The organism is Streptomyces sp. NPDC029526 (assembly GCF_040637405.1).
Classification (GTDB): domain Bacteria; phylum Actinomycetota; class Actinomycetes; order Streptomycetales; family Streptomycetaceae; genus Streptomyces.
The window spans coordinates 328,573-344,041 of sequence record NZ_JBEZWE010000004.1; the positions used below are offsets into that span (position 1 = coordinate 328,573).

Annotated in this window: 10 protein-coding genes; 3 read left to right on the forward strand and 7 right to left on the reverse strand. The window is 71.8% G+C overall.

All coding sequences use genetic code 11. From position 1 onward, the window contains the following. Positions 1-213 precede the first annotated feature (213 nt). Positions 214-2,589, reverse strand: coding sequence for a SpoIIE family protein phosphatase (locus AB0F01_RS14355; RefSeq protein ID WP_362094248.1), 2,376 nt, complete (start codon positions 2,587-2,589; stop codon positions 214-216). A gap of 167 nt (positions 2,590-2,756) precedes the next feature. On the opposite strand from AB0F01_RS14355, the gene aspS reads away from it, so the two are divergent. Further along, positions 2,757-4,520, forward strand: a complete 1,764-nt coding sequence (gene aspS, locus AB0F01_RS14360; RefSeq protein WP_362094251.1) for an aspartate--tRNA ligase — start codon at positions 2,757-2,759, stop codon at positions 4,518-4,520. A gap of 154 nt (positions 4,521-4,674) precedes the next feature. Here the strand turns inward: aspS and AB0F01_RS14365 are convergent, their stop codons facing one another. The 4 genes from AB0F01_RS14365 to AB0F01_RS14380 form a co-directional block, all read right to left on the reverse strand. Next, positions 4,675-5,592, reverse strand: a complete 918-nt coding sequence (locus tag AB0F01_RS14365) for a hypothetical protein (protein ID WP_362094254.1) — start codon at positions 5,590-5,592, stop codon at positions 4,675-4,677. A gap of 89 nt (positions 5,593-5,681) precedes the next feature. Beyond that, positions 5,682-6,047, reverse strand: a complete 366-nt coding sequence (locus AB0F01_RS14370) for a PH domain-containing protein (RefSeq protein WP_362094257.1) — start codon at positions 6,045-6,047, stop codon at positions 5,682-5,684. Positions 6,048-6,165: 118 nt separating this feature from the next. Then, positions 6,166-7,782 (reverse strand): methionine--tRNA ligase, encoded by a 1,617-nt coding sequence (gene metG, locus AB0F01_RS14375; RefSeq protein ID WP_362094259.1) that lies wholly within the window; start codon positions 7,780-7,782, stop codon positions 6,166-6,168. A 122-nt stretch (positions 7,783-7,904) separates the two neighbouring features. Continuing rightward, positions 7,905-9,833, reverse strand: coding sequence for a VWA domain-containing protein (locus AB0F01_RS14380; RefSeq protein WP_362094261.1), 1,929 nt, complete (start codon positions 9,831-9,833; stop codon positions 7,905-7,907). Between the two features lie 276 nt (positions 9,834-10,109). Between AB0F01_RS14380 and AB0F01_RS14385 the strand changes: the two genes are divergently transcribed. Further along, complete coding sequence (locus AB0F01_RS14385) at positions 10,110-12,188, forward strand: PhoX family protein (protein WP_362094263.1); 2,079 nt, start codon at positions 10,110-10,112, stop codon at positions 12,186-12,188. A 67-nt stretch (positions 12,189-12,255) separates the two neighbouring features. On the opposite strand, the gene AB0F01_RS14390 is transcribed toward AB0F01_RS14385, so the two are convergent. Further along, positions 12,256-13,197, reverse strand: a complete 942-nt coding sequence (locus tag AB0F01_RS14390; RefSeq protein ID WP_362094265.1) for a LysR family transcriptional regulator — start codon at positions 13,195-13,197, stop codon at positions 12,256-12,258. Between the two features lie 255 nt (positions 13,198-13,452). Here AB0F01_RS14390 and snpA point away from each other — a divergent pair, with 255 nt between their 5' ends. Further along, positions 13,453-14,166, forward strand: coding sequence for a snapalysin (gene snpA / locus AB0F01_RS14395; protein ID WP_362094268.1), 714 nt, complete (start codon positions 13,453-13,455; stop codon positions 14,164-14,166). Positions 14,167-14,450: 284 nt separating this feature from the next. On the opposite strand, the gene AB0F01_RS14400 is transcribed toward snpA, so the two are convergent. Further along, on the reverse strand, positions 14,451-15,452 hold the full coding sequence (locus tag AB0F01_RS14400; RefSeq protein WP_362094270.1) for an endonuclease/exonuclease/phosphatase family protein: 1,002 nt from the start codon (positions 15,450-15,452) through the stop codon (positions 14,451-14,453). Positions 15,453-15,469: the final 17 nt, after the last annotated feature.

Consider the following 15,469-nt stretch of genomic DNA (forward strand, 5'->3'; position numbering starts at 1 on the left):
TCACAACCTCAAAATGCGCTCAAATATCCCAAGGTGTGCAGATGGGGGGACTGCTGCTGGGCGCCGGACTCACGTCCGTTGACGGAGTCGGACGGACGGCTGCCTCTCCTGTCTCCGGAACGGCGGGCATCCGAGGCCGGGGCGAGTTCCGATGGGTGAGCACCGAACCGCTCGGGGTGTCGCCGGCTCGGTTGTCGTCCGGCCCGGGGTCGTTCAGGCCCGCTCGGTGGGGGCGGACGGTGACCCGTCGGGGCCGTCGGTGTTCTCGGCATCCCGGGTGGTCTCCGCGTTCGCCGTGACCTCCGTGCCTGTGTCGCGGACGTTCCGGGTCTCCCGGGAGTCATCGCGCTCGGCTTGGGAGAGTGTGCCGACGGTGGCGAGGTGATCGGTCCCGTCGACCGTTTCGACCGCGTCGACGGTGTCCTGGAGCGCCCCGTCCCCGCCCTCCGCGGCGGTGTTCTCCTTCGCCTCGTACAGCTCGAACCAGATGCTCTTGCCGCGACCGCGCGGATCCACTCCCCAGCCGTCGGCCAGCAGTTCGATCAGGAGCAGCCCGCGGCCGGAGGAGGCCAGCTCGCCCGGGCTGCGCACGTGCGGGAGGTCGTCGACGGTGTCGGTGACCTCGACGCGCACCCGGCGGCCCTCGCCGCCGTCGGTGACCTCGGCGACCATCAGGGCGTCGGCGTCGGTGTGCACCAGGACGTTGGTCAGCACCTCCGACAGCAGCAGCACCGCCGAGTCGACCTGGTCCGGGGACGCCCAGTCGTGCAGCAGCTGCCGGAGCTGCTGCCGGGCCACGGAGATCTGCTCGGGTTCGGTCTGCCCCACCACGAGCATGGTCCGGCGCACCGGGGGCCGGACGCCGTACCGGTCGGCGCCGCAGCCGCAGCCCTCGCCGGCGCGGCACAGCAACAGGAGGGCGATGTCGTCCTCCCGGCGGTCGATCAGTGGGCCGGTGGTGTGGTGGGAGCGGGGGCCGTGCACCGCCTGGACCACGGCGTCGGCCAGTTCCTCCAGGGTGCCCCGGTGCTCCTCGAGGATCCCGCGCAGCCGCTGCCAGCCGGTGTCCAGGTCGTGGCCGCCGGTCTCGATCAGGCCGTCCGTGCAGATCAGCAGGGTCTCGCCGGGTTCCAGAACCAGCCGCGTGATGGGGTAGTCGGCGTCGGGGTCGATGCCCAGCGGCAGGCCGCCCGCCGTGGGCCGGGACAGCACCGTCGCGTCGGCCATCCGGATCACCGGGTCCGGGTGGCCGGCGCGGGCGAACTCCAGGACGCCGGTCGCCGGGTCCACCTCGACGTAGAGGCAGGTGGCGAAGCGCACCCGGTCGGGGTCGCCGTCGCCTATGCCGTGCAGGAAGCGGGAGGCACGGGCCAGCACGGCGTCGGGCGGATGGCCCTCGGAGGCGTAGGCGCGCAGGGCGATCCGCAGCTGGCCCATCAGCCCCGCGGCCTGCACGTCGTGGCCCTGCACGTCCCCGATGACCAGGGCGAACCGGCCGCTGGGCAGGGGGATCAGGTCGTACCAGTCGCCGCCGACCTGGAGTCCGCCGCCGGTGGGGACGTAGCGCCCGGCGACGCTCATGCCGGGGATGCGCTGCGGGCCGAGCCTGGGCAGCATCGACCGCTGGAGGCCGTCGGTCAGCGCCCGCTCGGTCTCGGCCGTGCCCGCCCGTGACAGGGCCTGGGCGAGCATCCGCGCCACGGTGGTCAGCACGGACCGTTCGTCGGGGGTGAAGGCCACCGGGTAGGTGAAGGCGGCCATCCAGGTGCCGATGGTCCGTCCGGCGACGGTCAGCGGCAGGAAGGCCCACGACTGGCGGCCGAAGCGCCGGGCGAGCGGCCAGGTGCGCGGGTAGCGCCGCATGTACTGCTCCGGGGACGACAGATACACCGCACGGCCGGTGCGGAGCACCTCGGTGGCGGGGTAGTCGGTGTCCAGCGGCATGAAGGTGAAGGGGCTGTCGTCGCCGATCTCGTGTCCGTGGTGACCGATGATCGTGAGCCGGTCCGCCTCGACGCCGAACACCGCCAGCCCGTCCGGGGAGAAACCCGGCATGGAGAGGTTCGCCGCGACCCGCAGCACCTCCTGCGTGGACCGCGCCTCGGCCAGGGCCCGGCCGGCGTCCAGCAGGAACGCCTCGCGGGAGCGGCGCCAGTCACCGGTGACCGCGCTGCGTCCGGCGGCGGTGCCCGGTGCCGGGTCGGTGACCTCCTGGAGGGTGCCGGTCAGGACGTAGGCCTTGCGGGCGGTGTCGAAGGAGGGCCGGAAGCGGCTGCGCACCACCCGCACGACCTCGGCCCGTCCGTCCAGCCGGCGCTGCTCCCCCATGATGCGGATCCGGACCTCGCCCAGGGTGTTCTCGGCCACGGCGAGCCGGACCACGCCGGTGATCTCGTTCCAGTCGACCGGGTGCAGCCGGGAACGCACGCGGGCCTCGGTGAGGTGCGCCTGTTCGGCGGGCAGGTCGAGCAGCCGGGCCGCCACGGCGTCGACCGTGACCCTTCCGGTGGCGGTGTCCCAGTGCCAGCGGCCGGTGTCGAGTGTGGCGAGGAGGTCTCCCACGGGCGGCAGGGGGTCACCAGTACGCATTGGCCTACTTTAGGAAGATTGCGCCGAATGATGCCACCGTTGCCGCACGCGTTCCCGAGCGATACGCGTGTGGTCATCGGGGCGAGGCGATCTTGGCCCGGCCGGTAGGCTGGGAGGCGTTTCACGTGAAACAACGACCCCGATCCGCGAAGACTGGATGAACGACGATGCATCGGTACAGGTCCCACACCTGCGGCGAGCTCCGCGCCTCTGACGTCGGCAGCGACGTCCGGCTGAGTGGCTGGCTGCACAATCGGCGCGACCTGGGCGGCATCCTCTTCATCGATCTGCGCGACCACTACGGCATCACGCAGCTCGTGGCGCGGCCGGGCACCGAGGCGTACGAGGCGCTGGACAAGCTGTCCAAGGAGACGGTGGTCCGGGTCGACGGCAAGGTCGTCTCCCGCGGCGCGGAGAACGTCAACCCCGAGCTGCCGACCGGCGAGATCGAGATCGAGGTCGGTGAGGTCGAGGTGCTGGGCGCCGCGGCCCCCCTGCCCTTCACCATCAACGCCGAGGACGGTGTCAATGAGGAGCGGCGCCTGGAGTACCGCTTCCTCGACCTGCGCCGCGAGCGCATGCACCGCAACATCCTGCTGCGCACGTCGGTCATCTCGGCCATCCGCCAGAAGATGACGGCCCTCGGTTTCAACGAGATGGCCACGCCGATCCTGAGCGCCACCTCCCCCGAGGGCGCCCGCGACTTCGTGGTCCCGTCCCGCCTGAACCCCGGCAAGTTCTACGCGCTGCCGCAGGCGCCGCAGCAGTTCAAGCAGCTGCTGATGATCTCCGGCTTCGACCGCTACTTCCAGATCGCGCCCTGCTTCCGCGACGAGGACGCCCGCGCCGACCGCTCGCCGGGCGAGTTCTACCAGCTCGACGTCGAGATGAGCTTCGTCGAGCAGGAGGACGTCTTCCAGCCGATCGAGAAGCTGATGACGGAGCTGTTCGAGGAGTTCGGCAACGGCCGTCACGTCACCTCCCCCTTCCCGCGGATCCCGTTCCGCGAGGCGATGCTGAAGTACGGCTCCGACAAGCCGGACCTGCGGGCCCGCCTGGAGCTGGTCGACATCACCGACGTCTTCGAGGGCTCGGAGTTCAAGGCGTTCGCCGGCAAGCACGTGCGCGCGCTGGCCGTGCCGGACGTCTCCGGCCAGCCCCGCAAGTTCTTCGACCAGCTCGGCGACTACGCGGTCTCGCAGGGCGCCAAGGGCCTGGCCTGGGTGCGCGTCGGCGAGGACGGCTCGCTGACCGGCCCGATCGCGAAGTTCCTCACCGAGGCGAACGTCGCCGAGCTGACCAAGCGCCTCGCCCTGGCCCCCGGCCACGCGGTGTTCTTCGGCGCGGGCGAGTTCGACGAGGTCTCCAAGATCATGGGCGCGGTGCGGGTCGAGGCCGCCAAGCGGGCCGGACAGTTCGAGGAGAACGTCTTCCGCTTCTGCTGGATCGTCGACTTCCCGATGTACGAGCGGGACGAGGACACCGGCACGATCGACTTCTCGCACAACCCCTTCTCCATGCCGCAGGGCGGCCTGGAGGCCCTGGAGACCCAGGACCCCCTGGACATCCTGGGCTGGCAGTACGACATCGTCTGCAACGGCGTCGAGCTGTCCTCCGGCGCGATCCGGAACCACGAGCCGGAGATCATGCTCAAGGCGTTCGAGATCGCGGGCTACGACCGCGAGACCGTCGAGGAGAAGTTCGCCGGCATGCTCCGCGCGTTCCGCTTCGGCGCCCCTCCGCACGGCGGCATCGCCCCCGGCGTCGACCGCATCGTGATGCTCCTCGCCGACGAGCCCAACATCCGCGAGACCATCGCGTTCCCGCTCAACGGCAACGCCCAGGACCTGATGATGGGCGCCCCGACGGAGCTGGACGAGACCCGGCTGAAGGAGCTGCACCTCTCGGTGCGCAAGCCGCAGCCGAAGTAGTCCGTGGCGTAGGGGAAGGGCCCGGAACCTGTTCTTGGTCGGTTCCGGGCCCTTCCCCTTGCTCAGAACAAGGTCGACGGCCTCCTTGAGCACCCCGGCGAGCGCACTGTGGTCGGCGCACCGGACGGAGTGCCGCTTGCGGCGGGACGAGGGATCAGGAAGTGGCGGTGTCGTCCTCGCTGAAGAGGTCCTCCGCCGTGCTGACGGTCAGGGACCGGTCGAACCAGGTGGTGAGGGTGTCGAGGTCGGTGCCGGCGGTGATGCGCTCACGCACGTCGTCCGACACCGGGACGCCGCGCAGCTTCAGCACCCGCAGGATGTTCTCCACCTTCTCCTCGGCCTTCCCTTCGGCCTTCCCCTCGTTCTTCCCCTCCAGGTACTTCTCCTCGAAGAGCGTTCCGTGTCCCGGGAAGTGGGTGACGACGTCCTGCATCAGCTTCCTCCAGTTCTCCCTGGCCGGAGTGGACTCCAGCCCGACTTCCACGACTTCGAACCAGTACTTCGTGACGTCCGGCTCGAAGGACACGAGTCCACGGGCGACCGCCTCCAGTATGGCCGCTGCCCGCTTGCTCTGGCTGTGCACGATGGCCGAGAGCGCAGCGAGCGCCGGCTGCTGGGCGACCACCGTCTCGTCGATGACCTCCGGGACCGTCTGCGGGCCCAGCACGAAGGGGCGGGTGACCTGCGTCGTCCAGGGGCCGACGGCGCAGTGGAAGGGGCCCATGGCCCAGGCGGCTGTGGACGGGTCGCGGCACACCGCGACCAGCAGCACGGGCAGGTCGTACTTGGCGCGCAAGTACGAGACGTAGTACGCCCAGTTCCTGGCCTTCTCCGGGTCCTTCTTCGTCTGGGCCTCGACGGCCAGGACGAAGTGTTCCCCCATGTCGGGCTCGAACATGAGGACCGTGTCGGCGCGGCGCTCCACCGGACGGATCTCGGTCGTGTCCGCGGAGAGTTCGTGGAAGTCCGTCTTCGCGGGCGGTGGCAGCCCCAGTGCCTCGAAGACGGGGGCGAGGGCCTCGGGATGCTCCTGGAAGAGCCGGTGGGAGGCCTCGTGGGTAGCGGTGACCATGAGCGGCACGGTAGGGCGCTCATGGTCCCGAGTCGGCTGCCCTGCAGGCGCATTCACCCGTTCGAGGATGGAAGGAACGTTCCCGCCGGTCAGCGGGCGACGAACTGGGTGAGGATGGCCTGGACCTCGTAGATGTCGACGCCCTTGGTGAAGGTCTTCTCGATGGGGGCGGGGGTGCCGGAGATCCAGATCTTCAGTTCGGCGTCGAGGTCGAAGGTGCCGGCGGTCTCCACCGCGAAGTGGGAGATGCTGCGGTACGGGATCGAGTGGTACTCGGTCTTCCTGCCGGTGATGCCCTGCTTGTCGACGAGGATCAGCCGGCGGTCGGTGAACAGGATGGTGTCGCGGATCAGCAGGAACGCGGCGTGCACCTGTTCGCCGTGGCCGAGCAGCCGGGCGTAGTCCTGCTGCGCCTGCGCGGGGTCGACGGTGTGCGCGTTGCCGAACAGTGCCATGGAGGTCCCCCGGGGTCAGTGGTCCGCGGCCGGACGGCCGCGCTCCCCCGATCGTCGCAAAGGCACGGGGCCCGGGAGAAGGGTGTCGTCCTCCCGGGGCCCGCCTGTGGCACGCGTGTTACGCGGTCGGCTTCTCCTCCAGGCGGGGGAAGAGGACCGCGCCCTTGGTGACCGTGGAGCCGGCGGGCAGCAGGCCCCAGGTGCCGGACTCCTGGACCTTTTGGTCCGCGAGCGCGCCGAGGCCCGCCTCCGCGCCGAGGGAGTCCCAGAGCTTCTGGGAGGACTCCGGCATGACCGGGTTGAGCAGGACGGCCACCGCGCGCAGCGACTCCGCCGCCGTGTACAGGATCGTCGCCAGGCGGGCCCTGCCCTCGTCGGAGGTGTCCTTGGCGACCTTCCAGGGCTCCTGCTCCGTGATGTAGCCGTTGACCTGCTTCACGAAGTCGAAGACGGCGAGGATGCCGCTCTGGAAGTCCAGCTCGTCGCCGATGCTGCGGTCGGCCTCCACGACCGCCTTGGTGAGGCCGTCCCGGATCGCCTGCTCGGCCTCGCCGTACGCGGTCGCCTCCGGCAGTTCGCCGCCGAAGTACTTGCCGACCATCGCCGCCACCCGGGAGGCGAGGTTGCCGTAGTCGTTGGCCAGCTCGCTGGTGTAGCGGGCGGAGAAGTCCTCCCAGGAGAAGGAGCCGTCCTGACCGAAGGCGATGGCCCGCAGGAAGTACCAGCGGTACGCGTCCACGCCGAAGTGCGAGGTCAGGTCCTGCGGCTTGATGCCGGTCAGGTTCGACTTGCTCATCTTCTCGCCGCCGACCATCAGCCAGCCGTTCGCGGCGATCTTCCCGGGCAGCGGCAGGCCCTGCGCCATCAGCATGGCCGGCCAGATGATCGCGTGGAACCGGAGGATGTCCTTGCCCACCAGGTGGACGTCGGCGGGGAAGGTGCCCTCGAACTTCTCCGGGTTCTCGTTGTAGCCGACCGCCGAGGCGTAGTTCAGCAGCGCGTCGACCCACACGTAGATGACGTGCTTGTCGTCCCACGGGACCGGGACGCCCCAGTCGAACGTCGACCGCGAGATGGAGAGGTCCTCCAGCCCCTGGCGGACGAAGTTCACGACCTCGTTGCGCGCGGACTCGGGCTGGATGAAGCCGGGGTTGGCCTCGTAGTGGGCGAGCAGCTTCTCGCCGTACTCGCTCAGCTTGAAGAAGTAGTTCTCCTCGCTGAGGATCTCCACCGGCTTCTTGTGGATCGGGCAGAGCTTCTGACCGGCGTACTCACCCTCGCCGTCGAGCAGCTCGCCGGGGAGCTTGTACTCCTCGCAGCCCACGCAGTACGGGCCCTCGTAGCCGCCCTTGTAGATCTCGCCCTTGTCGTACAGGTCCTGCACGAACTCCTGGACGCGGTCGGTGTGCCGCTTCTGCGTGGTGCGGATGAAGTCGTCGTTCGCGATGTCGAGGTGCTCCCACAGGGGCTTCCACGCCTCCGTGACGAGCTTGTCGGCCCAGGCCTGCGGGGTGACCCCGTTCGCCTCGGCCGTGCGCATGATCTTCTGACCGTGCTCGTCCGTGCCGGTGAGGTACCACACCTTCTCGCCGCGCTGGCGGTGCCAGCGGGTGAGCACGTCGCCTGCGACGGTCGTATAGGCGTGGCCCAGGTGAGGAGCGTCGTTGACGTAGTAGATGGGGGTCGTGACGTAGTACGCCTTCGCCCCCTGCTTCTCTGATCCAGTGGCCGCCATGCCCGAAATCCTACTGGGCGCGAGGTGATCGGCTCACACGCGTTTCGGGGGGTGGACGGGAGGGCAGTGGCCCGTCCCGCCCACCCCCCGGGGGTGTGGCTTTCCGCGTTCCCGGCGGCGGCCTACGGGCGCCAGGACGCCAGGACGCCCTCGTACAGCTCCTTGTCGGTGAGCTCCCTCGGCGTCGCCCCGGCGAGGAAGTGCGCCGTGTTCGGCGTCTTCAGCTTGCGGAGGTAGTCGAACGCCTTGTTCTCCGGGTCACCGAAGGCGACGAAGGAGAAGAAGACCGCCGGGTGGGAGGTGGCGGCCCCGGAGAGGGCCTGGTTGGCCGGGGTCTTCGCGTCCGGGGCGCCGTCCGTCTGGAAGACCACCAGGGCGGGGGTGTCCGGACCGGGGCCCGACGTGTCGTGCAGGGCGAGGACCTCGGCGACCGCCGCGTGGTAGCTGGTCCGGCCCATCCGGCCGAGGGACGCGTGCAGCGTGTCGATCCGGTCCTCGAAGTCGTCGAGGGTGAGGTCGCCGGTGCCGTCCAGCTCGGTCGAGAAGAAGACGACCTTCACCGTGGCCTCGGGGTCGAGGTGGGCGGCCAGGGCGAGCGTCTGCTCGGCCAGGGCCTGGGCGGAGCCGTCCTTGTAGTACGGACGCATGGAGGCGGACCGGTCCAGGACCAGGTACACCGTGGCGCGGGTGCCGGAGAGGTGGTGCCGCTCCAGGACGGAGGCGGCGGCCTCGTAGGCGGTGGAGAGGGCCGCGGGGACGGAGGGGGCCGGCTCGGGGGTGGAGGCGGGGGCCGGGGTCGGGGCCTCGGTCTCCGGCTCGGCTTCGGTTCCGGCCGGGGTGTCGGCCGGGGTGTCGGCCGGGGTTTCGTCCTCGGGTGCGCCCGCGGGTCCGGTTTCCGATTCGTCCGCAGGTCGGGTTTCGGGTGCCGTCTCGGCCTGGGCCTTGGTCTCGTCCTTCGCCTCGTCCTTGGCCTCGGCCTTGGCCTTGGTATCGGTCTCGGCCTTTGCCTCGTCCTTGGCTTCCGGCTCGGCCTTGTCGGCTGCCGGGGCCTCGGTCTGCGGCTCGGTGGCCGCCTGCGGCTCCGGTGCGGCGGTGGGTGCCGCTTCCGCGTCGGCCTCGGGGGCGTTGTCGATCTCGGCCTCGGGGACGCTGTCGGCTTCGGCCTGCGGGGCGGCGTCGGCGTCCGCCTCGGGCTTGCCTTCGGTGTCGGCCTCCGCCTTCGGGGCTTCTGCCGCTGCCTCCGCCTTCGGGGCTTCCGCCTCAGAGCCGGCTTCGGCGTCCGCCTCGGGCCTGGTCTCGGGCTCGGCTGTTTCGGCCTGCGCGGCCGGCGCCGCGTCCGGTGCCTCGGGCGAGGTGGCGGACTCCGGCTCGGTCTCGGGCTCGGCCTCCGCCTCGGGCTCGGCGTCAGGCGCCGGGGTCTCGGCCTGCGCCTCGGCCGTCGCCTCCGGTGCTGTCGTGGCTGCCTCGGGTTCCGGTGTGGCCTCAACCTCGGTCTCGGGCTGCGGGGCCGCCGGCTTCGCCGTCTCGGCGGCCTCGGGTGCCGTCTCCGGCTCGGCCTCCGCGTCGTCCGCCACCGGGCGCTCGGCGGCGACCTCGGCCCCCGATCTGGCGTCGATGTCGGCGGCGGCCTCGGCCGGTGCTTCGGGGGCTGCTGCGTCCGTGGCCTTCGCCGTGCTCTTCTCAGCGGCTCCGGTCGTGGCGCCTGTTTCGGTCGGGGCCCCGGCCTCGGTGCGGGTCTCGTCCGCCGTGGACGTCGACTCGTCCGAACGGGTCGGGTGCGGCACCGCCACGTTGTCGAAGGCGGCGGAGACGAGATCGTGCCCACTGCGGGGCTCGGGGACGGAGGCCGAAGCCGAGCGCTCCGACCGCGCCGACCGCTCGGACTGTTCCGAGGGTTCCGTGCTCGGTTCCGGGGACGGCGACGGGAGCGTGGGCTCCGGGGAAGCGGAGTCGGGCTGCGGTTCGACGGCCTGCGCCGCACCCTCCGCCTCGGCGGCCCGTGCCTTGCGCGACCGGCCGAACGCGTTCCGCAAGAGAGTGAGAATGCCCATGTGCGCAACCCTTCACTGAGTTGATGCCCGTCAATCCCTGGCCAGGACGGACACGTAAGGTTAGCGGCCCGCACAGGCGATCTTGGGCAGGGTCGGGGTCTGTGCCCGCTGCCCTGTCAAGGGGGACTTCCGGCCCGTGCGCCCGCGCCCGTCGCTCCGTGCCCAACTCCGCGAAGGCCGCCACGGGTTCACCCGTCGTTCATCCGGCCGCCCGGCTGTGGCACCGCGGCGCTCCTAGCGTCGCGCTGAGACCCACGGGCATCCAAGGAGAACGAAGTGCGCAAGCTGCTGCCGTTGATCGGAACGCCGTCCGGTTCGCACCCCGGCGGCCGGTCCGCCCTGACGTGTCGGTTCCGGTGTGGTGACGCCTGTTTCCACGAGGTGCCCAACACCAGCTCCAACGAGTACGTCGGCGACGTCATCGCCGGGGCCCTCAGCCGGCGCTCGGTGATGCGGGCCGCCGCCGTGGTCACCGTCGCCGCGGCCGGTGCCGGTGCGGCCGGTGTCGCGACCGCCCCCGAGGCGCAGGCGGCCCCCGTGGCCGGGCGCGGGAAACCGCACCGTCCCGGGACGAAGGGCGCCCGCGGACTGCGGTTCGCGCCGGTCGCCCCCAACACCACCGACGCGGTCACCGTGCCCGAGGGCTACCGGCAGAACGTCGTCATCCGCTGGGGCGAGCCCATCCTGCGCGGGGCCCCCGCCTTCGACCCGGAGCGGCAGAGCGCCGAGGCGCAGGCCGGACAGTTCGGCTACAACTGCGACTTCCTCGCCCTGCTGCCGCTGAAGGGGGAGCGGGGCCGCCAGTTGCTCGTCGCCAACCACGAGTACACCGACGAGGTGCTCATGTTCCGCGGCTACGACCCGGACCGCCCCACCCGCGAGCAGGTGGAGATCGCCTGGGCCGCGCACGGGCTGGCCGTGGTGGCGGTGGAGGAGGACCGCAGGACCGGCAAGCTGACCCCCGTCCCGCGTCACCGGCTCAACCGGCGGCTGACGGCCACCTCCGAGTTCCGGCTCACCGGCCCGGCCGCCGGGTCCGACCTGCTGAGGACGTCGGCCGACCCGAGTGGCACCAAGGTGCTCGGCACCCTGAACAACTGCGCGGGCGGCACCACCCCCTGGGGCACGACCCTGCACGCGGAGGAGAACTTCAACCAGTACTTCGCGCGCGGCAGCCGGCCCACGGACAAGCGCTACGGCATCGGCGGCGGCGAGACCGAGCGCAAGTGGGAGCGGTTCGACCGCCGCTTCGACCTCGCCCAGGAGCCGAACGAGGTGCACCGGTTCGGCTGGGTCGTCGAACTCGACCCGCACGACCCCACGTCGACGCCCCGCAAGCGCACCGCGCTCGGGCGGTTCAAGCACGAGGCGGCGACCGTCCGGCTGACCCACGACGGGCGGCCCGTCGTCTATTCGGGGGACGACGAGCGCTTCGACTACTTCTACAAGTTCGTCGGCAGCAAGCGGATGCGTCACGGCAACAGCCGCTGGGCCCGCGAGCACAACCTCACGCTGCTCGACGAGGGCACCCTCTACGTCGCCAGGCTGACCGGCGACTCGCCCGCCCACGAGATCGACGGCACGGGCAGGCTGCCCCGGGACGGCGAGTTCGACGGCAGCGGGCAGTGGATCCCGCTGGCCACCGCCACCGCCGACGGCGCCGTCTCGCACGTGGAGGGCATGACCGCCGAGGAGGTGTTCGTCTTCACGCGCCTGGCCGGTGACAAGGTCGGCGCCACCAAGATGGACCGCCCCGAGGACATCGAGCCGAACCCGGTCACGGGCAAGGTGTACGTGGCCCTCACCAACAACTCCCACCGCGGTGTCGGCTCGAACCCCGCGGCGGACGAGGCCAACCCGCGGCACGCCAACAAGCACGGCCACGTCCTGGAGCTGACCGAGCGCTGGAACCGGCCGGAGAGCACCCGGTTCGCCTGGTCGCTGTTCCTCGTCGCGGGCGACCCGGAGGACCCGGCCACGTACTTCGCGGGCTTCCCGAAGGACGCGGTGAGCCCCATCTCGTGTCCGGACAACGTGGCCTTCGACGATCACGGCAACCTGTGGATCTCCACCGACGGCAATGCCCTCGGCTCGCACGACGGTCTCTTCGGTGTCGCGACGCGGGGCAGCCGGCGCGGTGAGCTGAAGCAGTTCCTGACGGTGCCGCGGGGGGCGGAGACCTGCGGTCCCGTCATCCAGGACCGGCGGGTCCTGGTCGCGGTGCAGCACCCGGGCGAGATCGACGGGGCGAGTGTGGAGAACCCCGGCAGCACCTGGCCCGACGGCCCCGGCACGTACGTCCGCCCGTCCGTCGTGGCGGTGTGGCGCGCCGACGGGCGGGACATCGGCGTCTGAGGCGCTCGCCCCTGCCCCCTCCCGCGCCGAGACCGCCGTCCGCCCCCCGTCCGCGCCCCCGCCCCCGTCACGGGACGGCCGGAACGGGTGCTTCCGACCCGCCGCGTTCCAGCCACTCCCGGTACGCCGGAGCCTGGCGGGCGACCTCCTCGTAGGCGTCCGCCAGGTCCGGGTAGACGCCGTCCAGTTCCGTGTCGGTGCGGGCCGCCAGCAGCAGCCGCACCCCGAGCGGGTCGCCGTGCAGAGGGCGGACGGCGGTCTCGGCGCGGGAGGGGGAGGTCGGCTGGACCACCGTGACGACCTCGCCGGTCGCGACCAGGGACGCGGCGGTGTGGTAGTCCCCGTGCAGGATGCGCGGGTCGAGTCCCTCGGCGCGCAGCACCCGGCGCACCGCGTCCCACTCGCCGTCGACGGTGGGGTCGATCATCCAGCGGTCGTGGGCGAGGTCGGAGAGGCGCACCACCGGCTTCGTCGCGGCCGGGTGATCGGCCGGCAGACAGACGAACTGCGGCTCCCGTTCGACCAGGACGCGGATCCGCACCCCTTCCGGGACGCGCAGTGGGCTGCCCTCCACCTCGTGCACGAAGGCGACGTCGAGCTGGCCGTCGGCCACCATCCGGAGCAGGGCGTTGGCGGAGACGTCCATGTGGAGGGTGGGCTCCTGCCAGTGCCTGCGGAGCCTGCGCAGCCAGCCTGCCAGCGCCCGGCTGGCGGTGGACCCGATGCGCAGCTGGCGTTCCCCGACGGCGGCGGCCCGGGCCTCGCAGACCAGGGAGCGCAATTCGGCCACCAGCGGGCGGGCACGGCTGAGGACCAGCCGGCCCAGGGGGGTGGGGCGGCAGCCGGTCCGGGCCCGGACGAACAGGGCACCGCCCAGCTCGTGTTCGATGCGCCGCAGCTGCGTGCTCAACGAGGGCTGTGCCACTCCCAGTTGGCGTGCCGCGCGGTGCAGGCTGCCGGTGTCGGCGATGGCGCACAGCGCCCTGAGGTGCCTGACCTCAAGCTCCATGCCCTGGGAGGGTAAAGCGGAAGTTCAGCTTTCACCAGACATACAAATCCCGACCGATCAGGACCATCGGGCCTTCGTGGCGCGAGCGGCCGGCACGGGCCGGGAGAGGTCCCCGACGGGGCCGCCGGGCATGCCGGGCAGGTGGGGACGGAGAGGGATAGGGCGGTCCTATCGGCGGTTGCCATCATCACAACGACCGTACGGACACGGACACTCACGGTGTCTGACTCATCCCCCCACCATGAGGAGTCACCGATGCGCATGCGCATGCCCCTGTCCGTTCTCACCGCCGCCGGACTGAGCCTGGCCACCCTCGGTCTCGGCACCGCCGGACCAGCCTCGGCGACCCCCACCGCCGAGGGCGCGCCGGTCGTCGCCTACGAGTCCCCGTCCGCCGGTCCCGCCGCCGAGGCCGACGCGCAGGCCGAGGCCCGCGCCAACCGGGCCTTCTTCGAGGCCGTCCTGCGGTCGGTGGCCGAGAAGCGGGCCGCGAACCCGAAGAGCACGGCCGCCGCCGTCACGGTGGTCTACAACGCCTCCCGGGCCCCGTCGTTCGCCACGCAGATAGCCCGCAGCACCCAGATCTGGAACAGCTCGGTCTCCAACGTCAGACTCCAGGCGGGTACCTCGGGAGCCGACTTCTCCTACCGGGAGGGCAACGACCCGCGCGGCTCGTACGCGTCCACGGACGGCCACGGCCGGGGGTACATCTTCCTGGACTACCGGCAGAACCAGACCTACGACTCCACCCGCGTGACCGCGCACGAGACCGGCCACGTGCTCGGGCTGCCGGACCACTACTCGGGCCCGTGCAGCGAGTTGATGTCCGGGGGCGGGCCCGGTCCGTCCTGCACCAACGCCTACCCCAACGCGGCCGAGCGGTCCCGGGTGAACCAGCTGTGGGCCAACGGCCTCGCCGCCGCGATGGCGGAAGTGGCGGACAAGGGGCTGGAGAAGTCCTCCCGCTGACCGGGCACGGCACCGCGCCGCGTGAGTCAGCGGTCGCCCGCTGACCGGGCACCGCTCCGCACGCGGTCGGCGGTGGCCCGTACGGGTCCGCACGCGGTCGGCGGTGGCCCGTACGGGTCCGCACGCCGTCAGCGATGGCCTGTACGGGTCCGCACGCGGTCGGCGGTCGTTCTACGGGTCGGCACGACGAGCGGTCGCCCGTACGGGTCCACCCGATGCGCGGTCACCTGCGGCCGGTGTGCGCGGGCCGTCCCCTTCGCGGGGGCGGCCCGCTCCGCCGTCCGTCAACGTCCCTCGTGCAGCGTGAGGTCGACGAGCACCGCGCGGTGGTCGGTGCGGGCGAGGTCGAGGAAGCGGACGCGGTGCGCCGCGAACTGCTCCGTGACCAGGACGTGGTCGATCTGGGCGCCGAACGCGGGCATCGTCCTGGCCGGCCAGGTCGGCGTCCGGTCGGCGCCGGCCAGCCGGGCGGCGTCGCTGAGACCGGCGTCGAGGATCCGGCGGAAGGCGGCGTGGTCCTGCGAGGCGTTGAAGTCGCCGGCGAACACGGCCGGTGTCGTCCGGTCGCGTGCGGCGGCCTCGCGCAGCCGCCCCAGTTCGCGCTGCCACAGCTCGGTCTGGCCCGGCAACGGCGGCATCGGGTGGGCGAGTTGCAGCCGAACGGCCTGCCCGTCGACGTCGGCGACCGCGGCGGGCATGCCCATGGTGCCGGGCAGCGGATCGGCGTCCCGCAGGGGGTGGCGGCTGAGGATGACGGAGCCCTCGGAGCCGCCGCCGGAGACGGCGCTGCGGTGCGGGTGGCTGTCCGCCAGGTCCCGCTCCAGCCGCGCCTCGCAGCCGGGGTCGCACTCCTGCACGAACACGAGGTCCGGCTTCTCGCGGCGTACCGCCTCGACGAGCGGACCGGTCCCCCGGCCGAACTCCACGTTCGAGGTCAGCACCCGCACGGAGGCGACCGGCCGGCCGGTGGGCTCCTCGCTCTTGCCGTACGGCTCGATGAACCAGGCCAGCAGCCCGAGCACGGCGATCCCCCAGGCCAGCCCGGTCCACCACCGGGCGAGCATTGTGAGCAGCAGACCGAGGCCGGTGGGCACGAGCAGCCAGGGCAGGAACGCCAGGAGCTGGGTCACGGGCGTGACGGCGTCGGTGTCGGCCACCCGGCAGCCGACGACCACGCTGACCCCGGCGAACAGCAGCGCCGCACACCCGGCGCGGAAACGCCGCCGCCCGCTGCTGCGGCCGGCCGTCTCGTCGTCGGCGGTCCACTCGGCAGTCGCAGTGTCCAACGTCCGGCCTTCCGCTC

What these genes read in the sequence shown, in the direction of transcription:
- AB0F01_RS14355 (WP_362094248.1), bottom strand. Translation starts at nt 2,589, where the DNA reads ATGCGTACTGGTGACCCCCTGCCGCCCGTGGGAGACCTCCTCGCCACA.
- aspS (WP_362094251.1), top strand. Translation starts at nt 2,757, where the DNA reads ATGCATCGGTACAGGTCCCACACCTGCGGCGAGCTCCGCGCCTCTGAC.
- AB0F01_RS14365 (WP_362094254.1), bottom strand. Translation starts at nt 5,592, where the DNA reads ATGGTCACCGCTACCCACGAGGCCTCCCACCGGCTCTTCCAGGAGCAT.
- AB0F01_RS14370 (WP_362094257.1), bottom strand. Translation starts at nt 6,047, where the DNA reads ATGGCACTGTTCGGCAACGCGCACACCGTCGACCCCGCGCAGGCGCAG.
- metG (WP_362094259.1), bottom strand. Translation starts at nt 7,782, where the DNA reads ATGGCGGCCACTGGATCAGAGAAGCAGGGGGCGAAGGCGTACTACGTC.
- AB0F01_RS14380 (WP_362094261.1), bottom strand. Translation starts at nt 9,833, where the DNA reads ATGGGCATTCTCACTCTCTTGCGGAACGCGTTCGGCCGGTCGCGCAAG.
- AB0F01_RS14390 (WP_362094265.1), bottom strand. Translation starts at nt 13,197, where the DNA reads ATGGAGCTTGAGGTCAGGCACCTCAGGGCGCTGTGCGCCATCGCCGAC.
- snpA (WP_362094268.1), top strand. Translation starts at nt 13,453, where the DNA reads ATGCGCATGCGCATGCCCCTGTCCGTTCTCACCGCCGCCGGACTGAGC.